Raw genomic sequence first — 14,768 nt, 5'->3', positions numbered from 1 at the left:
TGAGGGGCGGCTGAGGCCGCCCTTCGTTTAACTTATGGGAAGTAAATTATTCGACAAGAAATTCTCAAATGTTCCGATCGATTCTCTGCAGCAATTTTCGACGATCGGGAGAATTCTTGCATATTTATCAATTTGCTGAATATCGCTAACGTTTAAGGTCGTGCCATCCTTCAAGGAAAAATGTGCTACCGCATCCCTGTATCGTTTGGTCAGATATTCGCTCATGAAGAGTTGTATTGATTTTCCAATATACTCCGTCTGCTTGGAGTCATAGAAATCATGTTCGGTTGGTGGCGGCACAAGGTGTACAAGAGATTCGGAAGAAATTCCTTGTGCCTTGGCCGCCTTCTTCAGCTTTGGTTGGAGCGCGGTCATCAGGCCGTCAAGTATCTTGTAGTAGCAAAAAAACTTGTAGATCATACTGGTTGAGTTTTTCCCCTCTCGATACATGGCGTAGTACGGAACCAGTAACCCCAGCGTGGGAGTAACGCCGGAACCAAGAATCTTCGCAATTTCAGAGTGAAAGACCTCGACATCTTGTATGTGATGAACCTCATCAACGATCGAGATTTGGTCAATGTGATATGGGACATCCGCGAGATAACAGAAATAGTCCAGCAATGGTCTGACGATGTTGTGAAAAGCTAAACGTGCCTCACCTGACGAGCGTGCATCACAGCGGAAACCGATGGCCGCGAGTTCTCGCTGAGAATTCAGTTCGATAGTGCACTTGATGCCACTGGTGGTTGAGATCTCATAGGCATCGCCGGTGTTAGCGATGAAGAAGGAGCCACCGGTTTCGGCATTGAAATTGACTTCGATTCCCTTAGGAGGGGTCATAGCTTTTGCTAGGCGCGCTCTTACCTGAAAGGAGCGAACAGAAGTGTCGCGTGCTCTTGCATGTGACATCGTCTCAGTCTCGTCTTTGTAGACTGGAACAATGGTGATCCGGGTAGGAAATCCTGGTCGACCGAACTGATCGAGCGTAGTTGATGTTTTGGCGACGTCCTTAATCTTCTTGATGGCCATATTTGTGACTACTATTCGCGCATGGGTTAAGGGATTTTGGAATTTATAGTTTCCGCGATATTTTGCCTTCTTTGTAGCGCTCTTGCTCGGAATCAGTGCTTCTTGTATTGCCTCGGCCGTGCTCGGATAGGTGATAGAGTCCTTACGTCCACGCTTCCATTTTTCTCAAATCGGCAGCGACCGTAAGGTGAATGGTGATCGCGGCACGACCATCTCTCTACCGAACAGCCACCCGTCAACATGCAAAAGACGTTTGAGCTGGTCCTGTGCGACTACCCGGACCTTCCCAAGCGGGGCTGGCCGTACCTTGCGTGGATGAAGGCGATCGATATCAATTTCAAGATCTTCGGATTCAAGCCGGGCGACCGCGTGTATCTGAGAGTCTGCGGCGCCAACCGAACGATCACGATCACGCCGGACTATGGCCAGTTGGCGTTGCGAGAGCAGCCGTACCACGATCCTGATTGGGAACCGTTGTCGCTATAACGCCTGCAAGAGCCGCTTGATGCGGCTCTAGTGAGTGGGACGCAGGTGCTACCCAAACGCGACTGACCGCCGGCGCGACATCGCCCTCGCCATCGGCGCGAACGCCGCGACTCACACCTAAAGCCACCGTCAACAACTGTCACGACCGCAAGGCCCGTGAGGCCGCTACGTCCGGCGAAACAATCGCCCGAATCAAGCACCCGTTCGACAAACCAGCCCGAAAGCCGCACCACCAACCTGCGCCCCACCGCGATTTAATGACCAAACCGCAAGACCTAGTGCATAGATATCGTTTGCCGAGCCCTTAATGACTATCGACAATCGTGGCTCGAATTCACCGCCGCGGCGCCCGAAGCGCCTTGACGGCCGGCGCTCGACGGCTATCCCGGCCGTCCGCGCCCACCAGCTCACGACGACATGTACGCGTTCACGCCCTCATTCCAAAACCCTGCCGGCTCGCCGATCCGCGAGTTGTTCAAGTACCTGTCCGAACCGGGCATGATTTCCTTCGCGGGCGGCTATCCGGCCAGCGACCTGTTCGACGTCGACGGCCTGAACGCGGCCGCCGAACGCGCGTACGCGCAACCCGTTCGCTGCCTGCAATACGGCCCGACCGACGGCCTCGCCGAACTGAAGCAGCAACTGATCGCGCTGATGGCGCGTCGCGGCGTCGCGTGCACGCCGGCCGAACTGCTCGTCACGACCGGTTCGCAGCAGGGCCTCGACCTGCTGCTGCGCGTGATGGTGTCGCCCGGCGACGTCGTGCTGACCGAACAGCCGGCATATCCGGCCACGCTGCAGGCCATGCGCTTGCAGCAGGCGCGCATCGTGACGATTCCCGTCGATGGCGCGGGCCTCGACGTCGATCGTCTCGGCGAACAACTCGCGTCCGGCGCGATCGCGCAGCCGAAGCTGCTCTACACGGTCCCGACTTTCGCGAACCCGACGGGCGCGACGCTCACGCGCGAACGCCGGCTGAAGCTGCTGCGTCTCGCGGTGCAATACCGTTTCCTGATCGTCGAGGACGATCCGTACGGCGACCTGCGTTTCGCCGGCGAAGCCGTGCCGTCGATGCTCGCGCTGGCCGGTGAAGTGGACGGCGCGCGCGACTGGCTCGTGCATTTCGCGAGCCTGTCGAAGATCGTCGCGCCGGGGCTGCGGGTGGGCTGGACGATCGCGCCGGCCGAGATCACGCGGCGCTGCGTGATCGCGAAGCAGACGGTCGATCTGTGCAGCACGCCGTGGACGCAGGCTACTGCCGCCGAATATCTGGCCGACGGTGCGCTCGAACGCCATCTGCCGCGTATCACGGCCGCGTACCGGCGCAAATGCGACGCGATGTGCGACGCGCTGCGCGACGGGTTCGGCGATGCGATCGAATTCCATCGTCCCGAAGGCGGGATGTTCGTGTGGGCGCGGCTCGGCGCGGTGCCGTCGGACGTGCTGCTGCAACAGGCGATCGCCAACAAGATCGTGTTCGTGCCCGGCAAGGCGTTCTTCGCGGACAACGTCGACGCGGCATCGCTGCGCCTGTCGTTCGCCGCGCCGGACGTCGAGGCGATCCGGGAAGGCGTCGCGCGCCTCGTGCGCGCGTATGGTGCGGCACTGGCCGCGTGAGGAGACATCAGCGTGAATATCACCGTCAACGAAACGGCATCGATGGGGGCGGCGGCGAGCGCCGCGTATAAGCAGCCGGCGAAGCATCGCTCGTCGCAGATCAGCGCCGGGCCGCAATATGTGGCCGACGTGCTCGGCCGGTTCGGCGCGGAGCCGGCGCCCGATGCAGGCGATGCGGCGCCGGTCGTGCTCGGCTACAACTGACCGGCACATGGCGGCGACGCATCCCATGCGAGCCGTCGCCGAAACAAACGGTTAAGCTTGCGCGATCGAAACACCGATGATCGCCGCCGCCCCATGTCCGACTCGACCTCCGCATCGCTCGCGCAAACCTACGATCGCCTCTGGTCCTGCCTCGAGTCCGGCGTCAGCGTGCAGCGCTCGCCGTTCACGATGTTGCAGGCGGCGACGCTCGGCCTCGACGGTGCGCCGAAGGTTCGGACGATCGTGTTGCGTCAGGTGAATCGCACGGAGCGCGTGCTGTCGTTTCATACCGATGCACGTTCGGAGAAGGTCGCGGAGTTGCGTCGCGATCCGCGCATCTCGATCGTCGCCAATGACCTCGATGCACTCGTGCAGATTCGCGCGGAAGGCGTTGCGTCGATCTGCGACGACGAAGCGCAGCGGCGCGCGATCTGGCAATCGAGCCGTCCGCATACGCTGCTGCTGTATCGCGCACCGTTGCCGCCCGGTACGCCGATCGCGTCGCCGGAAGCCGCGCATCCCGACAGTACCGCGCCGACCGGCGACGGCTACGAAAACTTCTGCCTGATTCACATGACGGTCACGCGCATCGACTGGCTCGAACTCGCGCGCGCCGGCCATCGTCGAGCGGTATTCGACCTGAGCGACAGCGGCGACGAAGCCCGCTGGATCGCTCCCTGAGGCCAGCCAGGCGAGCTCACGCGGCTCAAGGCCGCCCGTCCGACGCGGCCTGGATCATCCACGCGCGCATTACCGCGATCGCGTCGTCGTCGCGGCGCTCGGCCGGATACACGAGATAGAACCCCATCGACAGCGGAAACGCGAAGTCGAACGGCTTGCACAGCCGTCCGGCGGCGATGTCGCGCTCGACGAGCGGCTCGGTCGCGAGCGCGATGCCCTGGCCGGCGACGGCCGCATCGATCGCGAGCGACGTCTGGTTGAAGCGCAGCCCCTTGTGCGGATCGACGTCGACCGGTTCGGGCATCGCCGCGAGGAATTCAGGCCACAGATCGTGCGCGTCGTGCAGCAGCACCTGGCCAGCGAGCGCGCGCGGCGAAGCCGGCGCGGTCAGCACCGACGGGCTGCATACCGCGTACACGTCGAGCGGGAACAGCGCATGGGTGGCGAGATGCTTGCCGAACGGCGGCTTGCCGTAGCGGATCGCGAGGTCGACGCCGTCGTGGCGGAACGTCGCGATCTGCGGATCGGCGATCACGCGCACGTCGTAGTCGGGATGCGCGTCGGTGAACTGCGCGAGCCGCGGGATCAGCCACTTCGACGCGAACGACGGCGTCGTGCTGATCGTCAGCGCGGCGCGGCGCTTGACGAGCTTGTCGGTCGCGTCGGCGATCGCATGCAGCGCGCGCTGCACGTCGGAGAAGTACGCGGCGCCGTCGTGCGTGAGCGCGAGGCCGCGCGGCAGGCGCTCGAACAGCTTCAAGCCGAGCACGTCCTCGAGGTGGCGCACCTGCTGCGCGACGGCGCCCTGCGTGACGCCGATCTCGTCGGCGGCGGCGCGGAAATTGAGGTGCCGCGCGGACACTTCGAACGCACGAAGCGCATTCAGCGGCGGCAGGCGGGAAGGGCGTGGCGGCATCGTCAGGCTGTAGAAAAACTATCGGCTGGCGGCAGAAATACTGGTTCGACAGCCGGAATCGATGCGCCTACATTACCACCATGGCGCGCCGAATGGCGGCTGCGCGGCGGCAGAATCGAAACGAGGAGCGGATCTTGACTGTAGAAAAAGTGGCGCTGATCACGGCGGCGGGCAAGGGCATGGGCGCGGCGATCGCGCGCGAACTGGCGGCGACCGGCTACCGCGTCGCGCTGATGTCGCCGTCGGGCAGCGCGGTGGCGCTCGGCGAGGAACTGGGCGGCTTCGGCATCCAGGGCTCGGTGACGGAAGAAGCCGATATCGACCGGCTCGTGCAGGAAACGGTCGCGCGCTACGGGCGGATCGACGCGGTCGTGAACAACACCGGCCATCCGCCGAAGGGCGAGCTGCTGGCGATCACCGACGACAACTGGCACGCGGGCCTCGACCTGATCCTGCTGAACGTGGTGCGCGTGATGCGCCGCGTGACGCCGATCTTCCAGAAGCAGGGCGGCGGCGCGGTGGTCAACATCTCGAGCTTCGCGGCGGACGCGCCCGAGCAGCCGATGCCCGTGTCGTCGGCGCTGCGCGCTGCGCTGAGCGCATGGACGCGCCTCTACGCGGAACGCTATGCGGCCGAGAACATCCGGATGAACGCGGTGCTGCCGGGCTTCATCGACAGCTGGCCGGAAACGCCGGAGATCGTCGCGCGCATTCCGGCCGGCCGCTTCGGCAAGACCGGCGAGATCGCGAAGACGGTCGCGTTCCTGCTGTCGGACGGCGCGGGCTACATCACCGGGCAGAACATTCGCGTCGACGGCGCGATCGTCAAGGCGCTCTGAGCGCCGCATCGGCGAGCAGCCATACAGGCGTGGCCGCTCGCCGCGCAACAGCTACAAACGCGTACAAATCAGACAAATCCGGGATACATCAGACCTTTCGAATAGGCGACGCCGCGTGACGAGGGCGCGCCTGATTGAAAGCCTGGGCGCGATCTCGCGCGCGGCATGTTCACTTTCCACTTCACGAAAGGAGATGCCGAACGATGTCTTCCACACCGTTTTCCCCGATGCGTCGCCACCTGCTGGCCACTTCCGTGGCCGCCGGGGTGTCGGCGATGCTGCCCACCGCGCTGCATGCGGCCACCGGCGCGAGCGGCATACGCCCGTTCACCGCGCACATTCCCGATGAAGCCGTGGCCGACCTGCGCCGTCGCATCGCCGCGACGCGCTGGCCGGGCCGCGAGACCGTCGCCGACGAATCGCAGGGCGTGCGGCTCGCGCGCATGCAGGCGCTGCTGCGCTACTGGGGCACCGACTACGACTGGCGCAAGGGCGAGGCGCGCCTGAACGGTTTCCCGATGTTCATCACGGAAATCGACGGGCTCGACATTCATTTCATTCACGTCCGCTCGCGGCACGAGAACGCGATGCCGATGATCATGACGCACGGCTGGCCCGGTTCGATCTTCGAGTTGCTGAAGGCGATCGGCCCGCTGACCGATCCGACCGCGCACGGCGCGAGCGCGGACGATGCGTTCCATGTCGTCGTGCCGTCGCTGCCGGGTTTCGGTTTCTCGGGCCGGCCGACGAAGACCGGCTGGGGTTCGGATCACATCGCGCGCGCATGGGGCGAGCTGATGGCGCGGCTCGGCTATACGCGCTTCGTGTCGCAGGGCGGCGACTGCGGCTCGGTGATCTCGCACCGGATGGCGATGCAGCGCGTGCAAGGTCTGGCCGGGATTCACGTGAACATGCCGGCGACGGTGCCGCCGGACATCGCCACGCTGCTCGCGACCGATGCGCCCGCGCCGGCGTCGCTGTCGCCGAAGGAGAAGGCCGCGTACGAGAAGCTCGCGACGTTCTATCGCGACAACTGCGGCTACTCGGCGATGATGGTCACGCGGCCGCAGACGGTTGGTTATGCGCTGGCGGATTCGCCGTCCGGACAGGCCGCGTGGATGTACGACAAGATCTCGCAGTGGACGTACAGCGGCGGCGTGCCCGAACGCTCGATTCCGCGCGACGAGATTCTCGACGACATCTCGCTGTACTGGCTGACGAACACCGCGACGTCGGCCGCGCAGATCTACTGGGAGGATCACTCGAACAACTTCAACGCAGTGGATATCTCGTTGCCGGCGGCGATCACGGTGTTTCCGGGCGAGATCTATCAGGCGCCGCGCAGTTGGGCCGAGCGCAGTTATCACAACCTGATCTACTTCAACGAAGTCGACAAGGGCGGGCATTTCGCGGCATGGGAGGAACCGGAATTGTTCGCGCGTGAAGTGCGTGCCGGGTTCCGGCCGTTGCGGCGCGTGTAGGCGGGGTCGGTGCGATGAATGCGGGCCGGCCTGTTGCGCGGCCCGCGTTTTTCAAACACCGGGTTTCGATACGGATTGAATCCTCGCGTGAGCATTAGAGTGGCGATGGGGTGCCTGTCAAAAGAGGCTGCACGACCAGTGTGAATCCATCAGCTTCCCGACAATCGCCGCGGCAAAGTAGATGCCGGTTAGCGTGACCAGGAACCCTATCCATGTCACCTCGATTCGTTGAAAACGTCGGACAATCGACGCAGCTGCGGCGCAGACAACGAGTCCGATCAACATGCTGGGCGCATGATGGATGACGCCGGCCATCACGGCGAAGGCCGAGAGAAACAGCGCCCAGTTCAGCGCGTCGCCGAAGGAACTGCAGGAGGCCGTGGAATAGCCGAAGAAGCCCGCAAACGCGAGAGCCGGAAGCCCGAGCACGATCCAGATCATCGCGAGCCAGAATGGCGGTCCACTCGCGGCTCGTTTCAACGAATGCATGCCTTGTTCATCGATATCGGCCAAATCGACCACCTCGAATTGAATGGACGAATACCGCGCAACGTCGATGGCGAATCGGCGCGCGGCTACGGTTGCTTCCCTTTTCCAACGACATGCCGCGCCTATGCAATCGCCTGCAACGCCTGCGCAAACCGCTTGTCCGCCAGATACGCAACGTTGAACCGGCAATACTTCGACGGACGATCGGCCTGCGGCGAGAATACCGCCCCCGGCGCCAGGATCACGCCGCGCTCCAGCAGCGCCTGCGCGAGCGACATCGAATCCGGCCAGCCGGGCAGCGCGGCCCACAGATACAGGTTCTGCTCGCACGGCCGATAGACCTCCGCGCCGAGACGGCCGAGCGCATCGAGCGCGGTGCCGGTCGCGCGCCGCAGCTTCTCCTGCAGATGATTCGTATGCCTGAGAAAGTGGCCATCGCTGACGATCGCATCGAGCGTGCGTTCGCAGTATTCCGAGCTGCTGACGTGCGTCAGCATCTTCACGTCGGCGAGATCGCTGGCAAGCGCCGCATTGCACGCGAGAAACCCGACACGCAGCGCGGCCGACACCGATTTCGAAAAACTGCCGATATAGATCGTGCGGCGCAACTGGTCGAGCGTCGCGATGCGCGTGAGCGAGCGCGGCCGCAGGTCGGCCAGCGCATCGTCCTCGACGATGATCAGGTCGTGCGCGTCGGCGAGCTGCAGGATGCGGTGCGCCTTGGCCGCGCTCGTATCGGTCGCGGTCGGGTTGTGGCCGACCGATTGCGTGAAGAACAGTTTCGGCCGGTACGCGGCGATGTGCTCGGCCAGTTTCGCGACGTCGGGGCCGTCGATCTCGCGCGGCACGCCGACGATGTTCGCGCCGCTCAGCTTCAGCTTGCCGAACAACGGGTAGTAGCCGGGGTCGTCGACGAGCACGGTGTCGCCGGGGCGCACGAAATAGCGCAGCACGAGGTCCATCGCCTGGTTCGCGCCGTGCGTGAGCACGATCTGCGCGGGCGGCGCCTCGATCTCGTAACCGGCGAGCTTCTGTTGCAGTGACTGGCGCAGCGGCAGGTAGCCGAAGCGGCTGCCGTAGCGGAACAGCGACGCGGCGCTCGTGCGCATGATGCGCTGCTGGTACTGGTTCAGCCGCGTTTCCTCGAGCCACTCGATCGGCGGGAAGCCTTCGCCGAGATTGAGCACGTCGGGTTTCACGTGCAGTTGCTCGCGCATCAGCCACACGATGTCCATCGCGCGGTCGAGCGAGCTCGGCTCGTCGAGGTCGGGCGTGGCCGCCGCACGTCGCGTGACGAAGAAGCCGGAGCCGCGGCGCGGCTCGATCAGGCCGTCGGCCGCGAGCATCTCGAACGCGCTGATCACGGTGTTCTTCGAGCAGCCGGACGCCTCAGCGTATTCCCTGATCGACGGCAGTTTCGCGCCGGCCGGCAACACCCCTTCCTCGATCTGTCTGGCGAGATTGTCCGCCATCGCGCCAGACAGGCTGGCTTTCGCACGCTGTTTCATCGGAATCTTCCGTCGGGCCGGTCTACTGTCATGGGTACGGTTGAGGGACTGTCTGCGCCGTCTGTACCTTTTCAATGGGTACAGCGTGACTATTATTCGGCTATCCACTGCCCGCCGCAAGCACCGACGGGCAATACCGCCACCCCGCAACAGTCAACCCATCATGCCGATCGATTCCGCCTTGCCGAACTTCCGCTCGCTGACGCCCGAGCAACGCCTGTCCCACCTGGCCCGTGTCGTCGGGCTCGACGATGCCGAGCACGCGCTGCTCGCCCGACCGGGTGCGTTGCCGCTCGATACCGCGAACGGAATGATCGAGAACGTGATCGGCACGTTCGAGCTGCCGATGGCGGTGGCCGGCTACTTCCGGATCAACGACCGGGACGTGATCGTGCCGATGGCCGTCGAGGAGCCGTCGATCGTGGCGGCCGCATCGTACATGGCGAAGCTGTCGCGCGCGGCGGGCGGCTTCCGCACGTCGAGCAGCGGCCCGCTGATGCGTGCGCAGGTCCAGGTGGTCGGCGTCGACGATCCGTACGGCGCGCGGCTCGCGATCCTGCGTCATGCGGCCGAACTGATCGCGCTCGCGAACAGCCGCGACAAGGTGCTGGTCGGCCTCGGCGGCGGCTGCCGCGACATCGAGGTTCACGTGTTTCCCGACACGCCGCGCGGCGCGATGATCGTCGCGCACCTGATCGTCGACGTGCGCGACGCGATGGGCGCGAACACGGTCAACACGATGGCCGAGACCGTCGCGACGCGCATCGAGGCGATTACCGGCGGCCAGGTACGGTTGCGGATACTGTCCAACCTCGCCGACCTGCGGTTGGCGCGCGCGGAGGTACGGTACTCGGCCGCGACGCTCGCGACCGACGATTACGCCGGCGAAGCGGTGATCGACCGTGTGATCGACGCATACGTGTTCGCGGCGACCGATCCGTACCGCGCGGCGACCCACAACAAGGGCATCATGAACGGCATCGATCCGGTGGTGGTCGCGACCGGCAACGACTGGCGCGCGGTCGAAGCCGGCGCGCATGCGTACGCGAGCCGCAGCGGCCGCTATACGTCGCTGACGACGTGGGAGAAGGCCGCGAACGGCGACCTCGTCGGCACGATCGAGATGCCGATGCCGGTCGGGCTCGTCGGCGGCGCGACGAAGACGCATCCGCTCGCGCGCCTCGCATTGAAGATCATGAACGTGACGTCCGCGCAGGAACTCGGCGAAATTGCGGTCGCGGTCGGGCTTGCGCAGAATCTCGGGGCGCTGCGTGCGCTCGCGACCGAAGGGATCCAGCGCGGCCACATGGCGCTGCATGCGCGCAACATCGCCGTCGCGGCCGGCGCGACGGGCGCCGACATCGACCGGATCGCGCAGCGGATGGTCGCGGCGAAGGACGTGCGTACCGATTTCGCCGTCGAGCTGCTCGCGGGCCGCAGCGACGGCTGACGCGCCGCTGCGCGCCGCGTGATCGACGCGGTGTGCAGTCCGCGCCGCGCCGGCATGGCCGGCGACATATCAAACCAGGAGGAGACACATGGAACAGACCGGTTCAAGCGCCGTCGCACCCGCGCCGCATCGCACCCGGCCGTTGGCCGGCGCCGATGCGGCGGCCGCGACGCTCGTCGAGGTGTGGGGCGACACGGTGGCGACGAAGCATCTCGCGTGGTCGGTGCTGCTCGGCATCGCGATCAGCCTCGGCGCGTTCGAGATCGGCCGCATCGCGCTCGCATCGTTCGTGCACGATGCGGCGATCGCACGCGCTTATGCGATGCTGATCGGCCTCGGCGGCTGCCTGCTGGCCGGCACGATCTGCGCGGTGCTGTTCAAGCCGAAGCGCACGGTGATCGAGCATGCGGCGGGCAGCGCCGAGCGCGACGACGCCTTGCGGCAACTCGCCGAAGCATCGGGCGGACTGGGCGCGACGAGCGACCTGTCGGCCAGCGCGCGCGCCGAGATGGAGGAACTCGGGCTGCTCGACCTGTTCGCGTCGTACGACGCGTCGACCGGGCGCGCACGCGCGGGAGGCCGCTGATGGACGCACTGCTGCAGGCGTTGCCGGCCGCGTTCGCGATGGGGCTGCTCGGCGCGATCGTGTTCTCCGGCATCGGGCTGATCTCCGGCACCGACGAAACGACGACGATCGCGCCGCTCACGTTGCTCGTCGCGCTGCTCGGCGTGCCGCCGGCCGGCGTGTTCACGTTCTTCCTCGCGGGCGCGGTGGCCAAGCACATCACGCATGCGATCCCGACCGCGCTGCTCGGCATTCCCGGCGACACGATGGCCGCGCCGCTGCTGCAACAGGCGACGCTGCTGCGCGCGCTCGGCGTGCCGCACATCGCGCTGCGCAAGATGATCTCCGGCGCGATCGTCGCCGCGTTCGTCGCGCTGCCGCTCGCGGTGTTGTTCGCGTCGCTGCTCGCGCCGTTCGGCGCGGCGATCGCGAAGGCCGCGCCGTGGGTGTTCCTCGCGGCGGCCGTCGGCATCGCGTACTGCTCGGCGGGGCGCTGGGCATCGGTGCTGCTGCTGGTGCCGTTCGTGATGCTGGTGGTCGGGCTGCAGGCGCTCACCGGTCATTACGGCGTGAAGCTGAGCGTCAGCTACTTCCTCGGGATCGCGATCGGCCCGCTGGTGGCCGACCTGTTCTCGATCCTGTCGCCGGCCGAGCGGCGGCGCATGCGCCGCGACGGGCCGTCGACGTTCGTGCTCGCGCCCGACGTGAAAAGCTGGCGCGGCTATTTCCCGAATCCGCTGAAGGTGCTCGACCGCGAGCAGGTCGCGTGGACGGTCGGCACGGCCGCCGTGTCGAGCGCGACGTTCGTGTTCAGCCCGGTCGCGATGACGGTGCTGATGGGCGAGATCGTCGGCGCGCGCGTGCGTCATGCGTACCAGCGCCTGACGACCGTGATCGCCGCGCGCAACGGCGTGACCGAGGCCACCTATATCGCCGAAGCGCTGATTCCGCTGATCGCGTTCGGGCTGCCGCTGAGCCCCGTGGCGGCCGGCCCGGCCGCGCCGCTGTTCAATGCGCCGCCGCGCTTCACGGTCGACGCGGCGAGCGGGCAGATCCACAACCTGCATACGCTGATGAGCTGGCCCGCGTTCCTCGGCTACGGGCTGCTGGCGATCGTGCTGGCCGCGCTGATCGCGTATCCGCTCGCGATGCACCACGCGCACCGCGCGGCGGCGTTCGTCGCGCGCAAGCTGAGCCATGAAGCGATCATCGCGACCTTCGCGGGGCTGATCGTCGTGATCGGCGTGTGGGAAGGGCAACTGCTCGGGCTCGCCGTGATCGTGACGATCGGCCTCTTCGGCGGGATGCTGTCGCGCCTGTTCGCGTTCAACACCGGCGTGCAGTTCATGGGCTATTACGTCGCGGTGCTCAGCGTGCCCGCGATCGCCAGGCTGTTCTGACACGCCGGCGCACCGGGCCGCGAGTGCCGCGCGGCCGCGCCGAAGCATCGTTTTCCCGCGATTTTTGAATCGCTGTGTGTCGTGTTCGCACACGGATACGTTGGGATACAAAGCGTCCGGATGGTTCGGATATAAAACCGGTGAAGCGATTCGCACGGCGGCGCGGTGCCATGCGCCGCCGCTGCGAACGGCGACACCCGATTGCCCGCACGTGCCGCGGGCCCTTTCCTGAGCGATCGACAATGGAGAACGAGTCATGCCTGATACCGTGAACACCCGCCGCCGCCTGATCCTGGGCTCGACACTGGCGAGCCTGAGCCTGGCCGACCTCGGCTTCAGCGCGCTCGCGCATGCGCAGTCGGCGCCCGATGCATCGGCGGCGAAGCGCCCGGCCGGCGCTGCGTCGCTGGGCCCGATCCACCAGATCGACGCGGGCGTGCTCAACGTCGGTTATGCGGATCTCGGACCGAAGCAGGGCCCGGTCGTGTTCCTGCTGCACGGCTGGCCGTACGACATCTACAGCTACGCGGACGTCGCGCCGCTGCTCGTCGCGGCCGGCTATCGCGTGATCGTGCCGTACCTGCGCGGCTACGGCTCGACGACGTTCCGCTCGGCCGACACGGTGCGCAACGGCCAGCAGGCGGTGACGGCCGTCGACATCGTCGCGCTGATGGATGCGCTGAAGATCGACCGCGCGGTGTTCGGCGGCTACGACTGGGGCGCACGCACGGCCGACATCATCGCGGCGCTGTGGCCGCAGCGCGTGAAGGCGCTGGTGTCGGTGAGCGGCTACCTGATCGGCAGCCAGGCGGCGAACGCCAAGCCGCTGCCGCCGCAGGCCGAATTCCAGTGGTGGTATCAGTTCTACTTCACGACCGAGCGCGGCGAACTCGGCTACGCGCAGAACCGCGATGCGTTCAACAAGCTGATCTGGCAACTCGCGTCGCCGAAGTGGCAGTTCTCCGACGAGACGTATGCGCGCTCGGCCGCATCGTTCCGGAATCCCGATCACGTGGCCGTCGTGATCCACAACTATCGCTGGCGGCTCGGGCTCGCGAAGGGCGAAGCGCAATACGACGACATCGAGCGGCGTCTCGCGGCCGGGCCCGCGATCACCGTGCCGACGATCACGATGGAAGGCGACGCGAACGGCGCGCCGCATCCGGAGCCGGCCGCGTACGCGAAGAAGTTCACCGGCAAGTATCAGCACCGGACCATCACCGGCGGCATCGGCCACAACCTGCCGCAGGAAGCGCCGCAGGCATTCGCCGATGCGATCCTGCAAGTGGAGCATCTGTGATGCGGGCCCGCGTGGGAATGGAGCGGCGCGGCGCGCGCCATGTGCTCGTCGCGGGCGTGCTGCTGGCCGGTGCGTGGTCGGCGAGCGGTCCGGCCGCGTTCGCGGAGCAGCCGAAACCGGCCGCGGCCGCGTCGCCGATCTACGGCGTGACGATTCCGCCCGGCTACCGGAAGTGGGAGATGGTCGCGCCGGCCGAAGAGGCCGCACCGCTCGACGAACTGCGGGTGGTGCTCGGCAACCCGGTCGCGATCCGCGCGCTCGAACAGGCGACACTGCCGTTTCCGGACGGCACGATCCTCGTGAAGCTCGCGTACAAGCGCAAGCAGTCCGACGAGTTCGCGCCCGCGACGGTGCCCGGCCAGGCGACGACCGTGCAGGTGATGGTCAAGGATTCGCGCCGCTATGCAGCGACGGGCGGCTGGGGATTCGGGCGCTTCGTCAACGGCGTGCCGGCCGACCTCGGCCAGCATCAGACATGCTTTGCATGCCATCAGGCGCGGGTGAAAAACCACGATTACGTGTTCACGCGGCTCGCGCCGTGACGTGACACGGCGAGGTGAAGGTGACGGAAAGGCGTGCCCTGCGAGGCACGCCTTTTTTCGTGGTGCGCGGGGAACGGCGCAGCGCGTCGGCAAGCCGGTTTGTATCGCACTGTATCTGCGGCCGCTCCTGAAAAACTGGCATGCAGAAAGCCCCGGTTTCGGAAACATGCCGGATACGTGCGCGGGTTCTACTGTCGACATGCAGCAAACGTTCGGTGCCAGGCGTTCGCACCGGATGCCAGGTGATCGACACCCCCAACT

At 65.7% G+C, this 14,768-nt stretch carries 15 protein-coding genes; 11 read left to right on the top strand and 4 right to left on the bottom strand.

The window, feature by feature from the left end; genetic code table 11:
• Positions 1 to 27 precede the first annotated feature (27 nt).
• Positions 28 to 1,029, bottom strand: coding sequence for a methylamine utilization protein MauJ (gene mauJ / locus DFS13_RS39870; protein WP_134163148.1), 1,002 nt, complete (start codon positions 1,027 to 1,029; stop codon positions 28 to 30).
• A 240-nt stretch (positions 1,030 to 1,269) separates the two neighbouring features.
• Here mauJ and DFS13_RS12035 point away from each other — a divergent pair, with 240 nt between their 5' ends.
• The 4 genes from DFS13_RS12035 to DFS13_RS12020 all read left to right on the top strand — a co-directional run bounded on the left by DFS13_RS12035 (position 1,270) and on the right by DFS13_RS12020 (position 4,017).
• Positions 1,270 to 1,515 carry a hypothetical protein gene (locus DFS13_RS12035; protein ID WP_111441744.1) on the top strand — a complete coding sequence of 82 codons (246 nt, stop codon included), beginning with the start codon at positions 1,270 to 1,272 and terminating at the stop codon, positions 1,513 to 1,515.
• 417 nt (positions 1,516 to 1,932) lie between these two features.
• Positions 1,933 to 3,132: a PLP-dependent aminotransferase family protein gene (locus DFS13_RS12030; protein ID WP_006495744.1), complete on the top strand. Its 1,200-nt coding sequence runs from the start codon at positions 1,933 to 1,935 to the stop codon at positions 3,130 to 3,132.
• 12 nt (positions 3,133 to 3,144) lie between these two features.
• Positions 3,145 to 3,336: a hypothetical protein gene (locus DFS13_RS12025; RefSeq protein ID WP_027810831.1), complete on the top strand. Its 192-nt coding sequence runs from the start codon at positions 3,145 to 3,147 to the stop codon at positions 3,334 to 3,336.
• A 93-nt stretch (positions 3,337 to 3,429) separates the two neighbouring features.
• Positions 3,430 to 4,017, top strand: coding sequence for a pyridoxamine 5'-phosphate oxidase family protein (locus DFS13_RS12020; RefSeq protein WP_111441743.1), 588 nt, complete (start codon positions 3,430 to 3,432; stop codon positions 4,015 to 4,017).
• A gap of 25 nt (positions 4,018 to 4,042) precedes the next feature.
• Here DFS13_RS12020 and gcvA read toward each other — a convergent pair whose 3' ends face one another.
• Positions 4,043 to 4,933 carry a transcriptional regulator GcvA gene (gene gcvA, locus DFS13_RS12015; protein WP_006495741.1) on the bottom strand — a complete coding sequence of 297 codons (891 nt, stop codon included), beginning with the start codon at positions 4,931 to 4,933 and terminating at the stop codon, positions 4,043 to 4,045.
• 134 nt (positions 4,934 to 5,067) lie between these two features.
• On the opposite strand from gcvA, the gene DFS13_RS12010 reads away from it, so the two are divergent.
• Entirely contained in the window at positions 5,068 to 5,772 is a 705-nt protein-coding gene (locus DFS13_RS12010) for an SDR family oxidoreductase (protein WP_039354670.1), read from the top strand.
• Between the two features lie 203 nt (positions 5,773 to 5,975).
• Positions 5,976 to 7,253, top strand: coding sequence for an epoxide hydrolase family protein (locus DFS13_RS12000; protein WP_006484637.1), 1,278 nt, complete (start codon positions 5,976 to 5,978; stop codon positions 7,251 to 7,253).
• Between the two features lie 117 nt (positions 7,254 to 7,370).
• Here the strand turns inward: DFS13_RS12000 and DFS13_RS11995 are convergent, their stop codons facing one another.
• The gene (locus DFS13_RS11995; protein ID WP_241308482.1) at positions 7,371 to 7,775 is read right to left on the bottom strand and encodes a hypothetical protein; all 405 of its coding nucleotides are present in this window, start codon (positions 7,773 to 7,775) and stop codon (positions 7,371 to 7,373) included.
• An 89-nt stretch (positions 7,776 to 7,864) separates the two neighbouring features.
• A complete protein-coding gene (locus DFS13_RS11990) occupies positions 7,865 to 9,250 on the bottom strand; it encodes a PLP-dependent aminotransferase family protein (RefSeq protein WP_006484635.1) in 1,386 nt (461 codons plus the stop codon).
• A gap of 163 nt (positions 9,251 to 9,413) precedes the next feature.
• Between DFS13_RS11990 and DFS13_RS11985 the strand changes: the two genes are divergently transcribed.
• The 5 genes from DFS13_RS11985 (at position 9,414) to DFS13_RS11960 (ending at position 14,507) form a co-directional block, all read left to right on the top strand.
• Positions 9,414 to 10,700 (top strand): hydroxymethylglutaryl-CoA reductase, degradative, encoded by a 1,287-nt coding sequence (locus DFS13_RS11985; protein ID WP_006495735.1) that lies wholly within the window; start codon positions 9,414 to 9,416, stop codon positions 10,698 to 10,700.
• Positions 10,701 to 10,788: 88 nt separating this feature from the next.
• Entirely contained in the window at positions 10,789 to 11,286 is a 498-nt protein-coding gene (locus DFS13_RS11980; protein WP_006484516.1) for a hypothetical protein, read from the top strand.
• A complete protein-coding gene (locus DFS13_RS11975; RefSeq protein ID WP_006484537.1) occupies positions 11,286 to 12,665 on the top strand; it encodes a tripartite tricarboxylate transporter permease in 1,380 nt (459 codons plus the stop codon). Before DFS13_RS11980 ends, DFS13_RS11975 begins: the two co-directional genes overlap by 1 nt.
• 256 nt (positions 12,666 to 12,921) lie before the next feature.
• Positions 12,922 to 13,965, top strand: a complete 1,044-nt coding sequence (locus DFS13_RS11965) for an alpha/beta fold hydrolase (RefSeq protein WP_006484595.1) — start codon at positions 12,922 to 12,924, stop codon at positions 13,963 to 13,965.
• The gene (locus tag DFS13_RS11960; protein ID WP_111441742.1) at positions 13,965 to 14,507 is read left to right on the top strand and encodes a cytochrome P460 family protein; all 543 of its coding nucleotides are present in this window, start codon (positions 13,965 to 13,967) and stop codon (positions 14,505 to 14,507) included. Before DFS13_RS11965 ends, DFS13_RS11960 begins: the two co-directional genes overlap by 1 nt.
• Positions 14,508 to 14,768: the final 261 nt, after the last annotated feature.

The organism is Burkholderia sp. 28_3, assembly GCF_003253915.1.
GTDB classification, from domain to species: Bacteria; Pseudomonadota; Gammaproteobacteria; order Burkholderiales; family Burkholderiaceae; genus Burkholderia; species Burkholderia cenocepacia.
Note: the sequence above shows the minus strand (reverse complement) of the source record. Positions and strands in the feature narration are given on the sequence as shown.

What these genes read in the sequence shown, in the direction of transcription:
- DFS13_RS11975 (WP_006484537.1), top strand. Translation starts at nt 11,286, where the DNA reads ATGGACGCACTGCTGCAGGCGTTGCCGGCCGCGTTCGCGATGGGGCTG.
- DFS13_RS11960 (WP_111441742.1), top strand. Translation starts at nt 13,965, where the DNA reads ATGCGGGCCCGCGTGGGAATGGAGCGGCGCGGCGCGCGCCATGTGCTC.
- DFS13_RS11980 (WP_006484516.1), top strand. Translation starts at nt 10,789, where the DNA reads ATGGAACAGACCGGTTCAAGCGCCGTCGCACCCGCGCCGCATCGCACC.
- DFS13_RS12000 (WP_006484637.1), top strand. Translation starts at nt 5,976, where the DNA reads ATGTCTTCCACACCGTTTTCCCCGATGCGTCGCCACCTGCTGGCCACT.
- DFS13_RS11965 (WP_006484595.1), top strand. Translation starts at nt 12,922, where the DNA reads ATGCCTGATACCGTGAACACCCGCCGCCGCCTGATCCTGGGCTCGACA.
- DFS13_RS12030 (WP_006495744.1), top strand. Translation starts at nt 1,933, where the DNA reads ATGTACGCGTTCACGCCCTCATTCCAAAACCCTGCCGGCTCGCCGATC.
- DFS13_RS12020 (WP_111441743.1), top strand. Translation starts at nt 3,430, where the DNA reads ATGTCCGACTCGACCTCCGCATCGCTCGCGCAAACCTACGATCGCCTC.
- mauJ (WP_134163148.1), bottom strand. Translation starts at nt 1,029, where the DNA reads ATGGCCATCAAGAAGATTAAGGACGTCGCCAAAACATCAACTACGCTC.
- DFS13_RS11985 (WP_006495735.1), top strand. Translation starts at nt 9,414, where the DNA reads ATGCCGATCGATTCCGCCTTGCCGAACTTCCGCTCGCTGACGCCCGAG.
- DFS13_RS11990 (WP_006484635.1), bottom strand. Translation starts at nt 9,250, where the DNA reads ATGAAACAGCGTGCGAAAGCCAGCCTGTCTGGCGCGATGGCGGACAAT.
- DFS13_RS12035 (WP_111441744.1), top strand. Translation starts at nt 1,270, where the DNA reads ATGCAAAAGACGTTTGAGCTGGTCCTGTGCGACTACCCGGACCTTCCC.
- gcvA (WP_006495741.1), bottom strand. Translation starts at nt 4,933, where the DNA reads ATGCCGCCACGCCCTTCCCGCCTGCCGCCGCTGAATGCGCTTCGTGCG.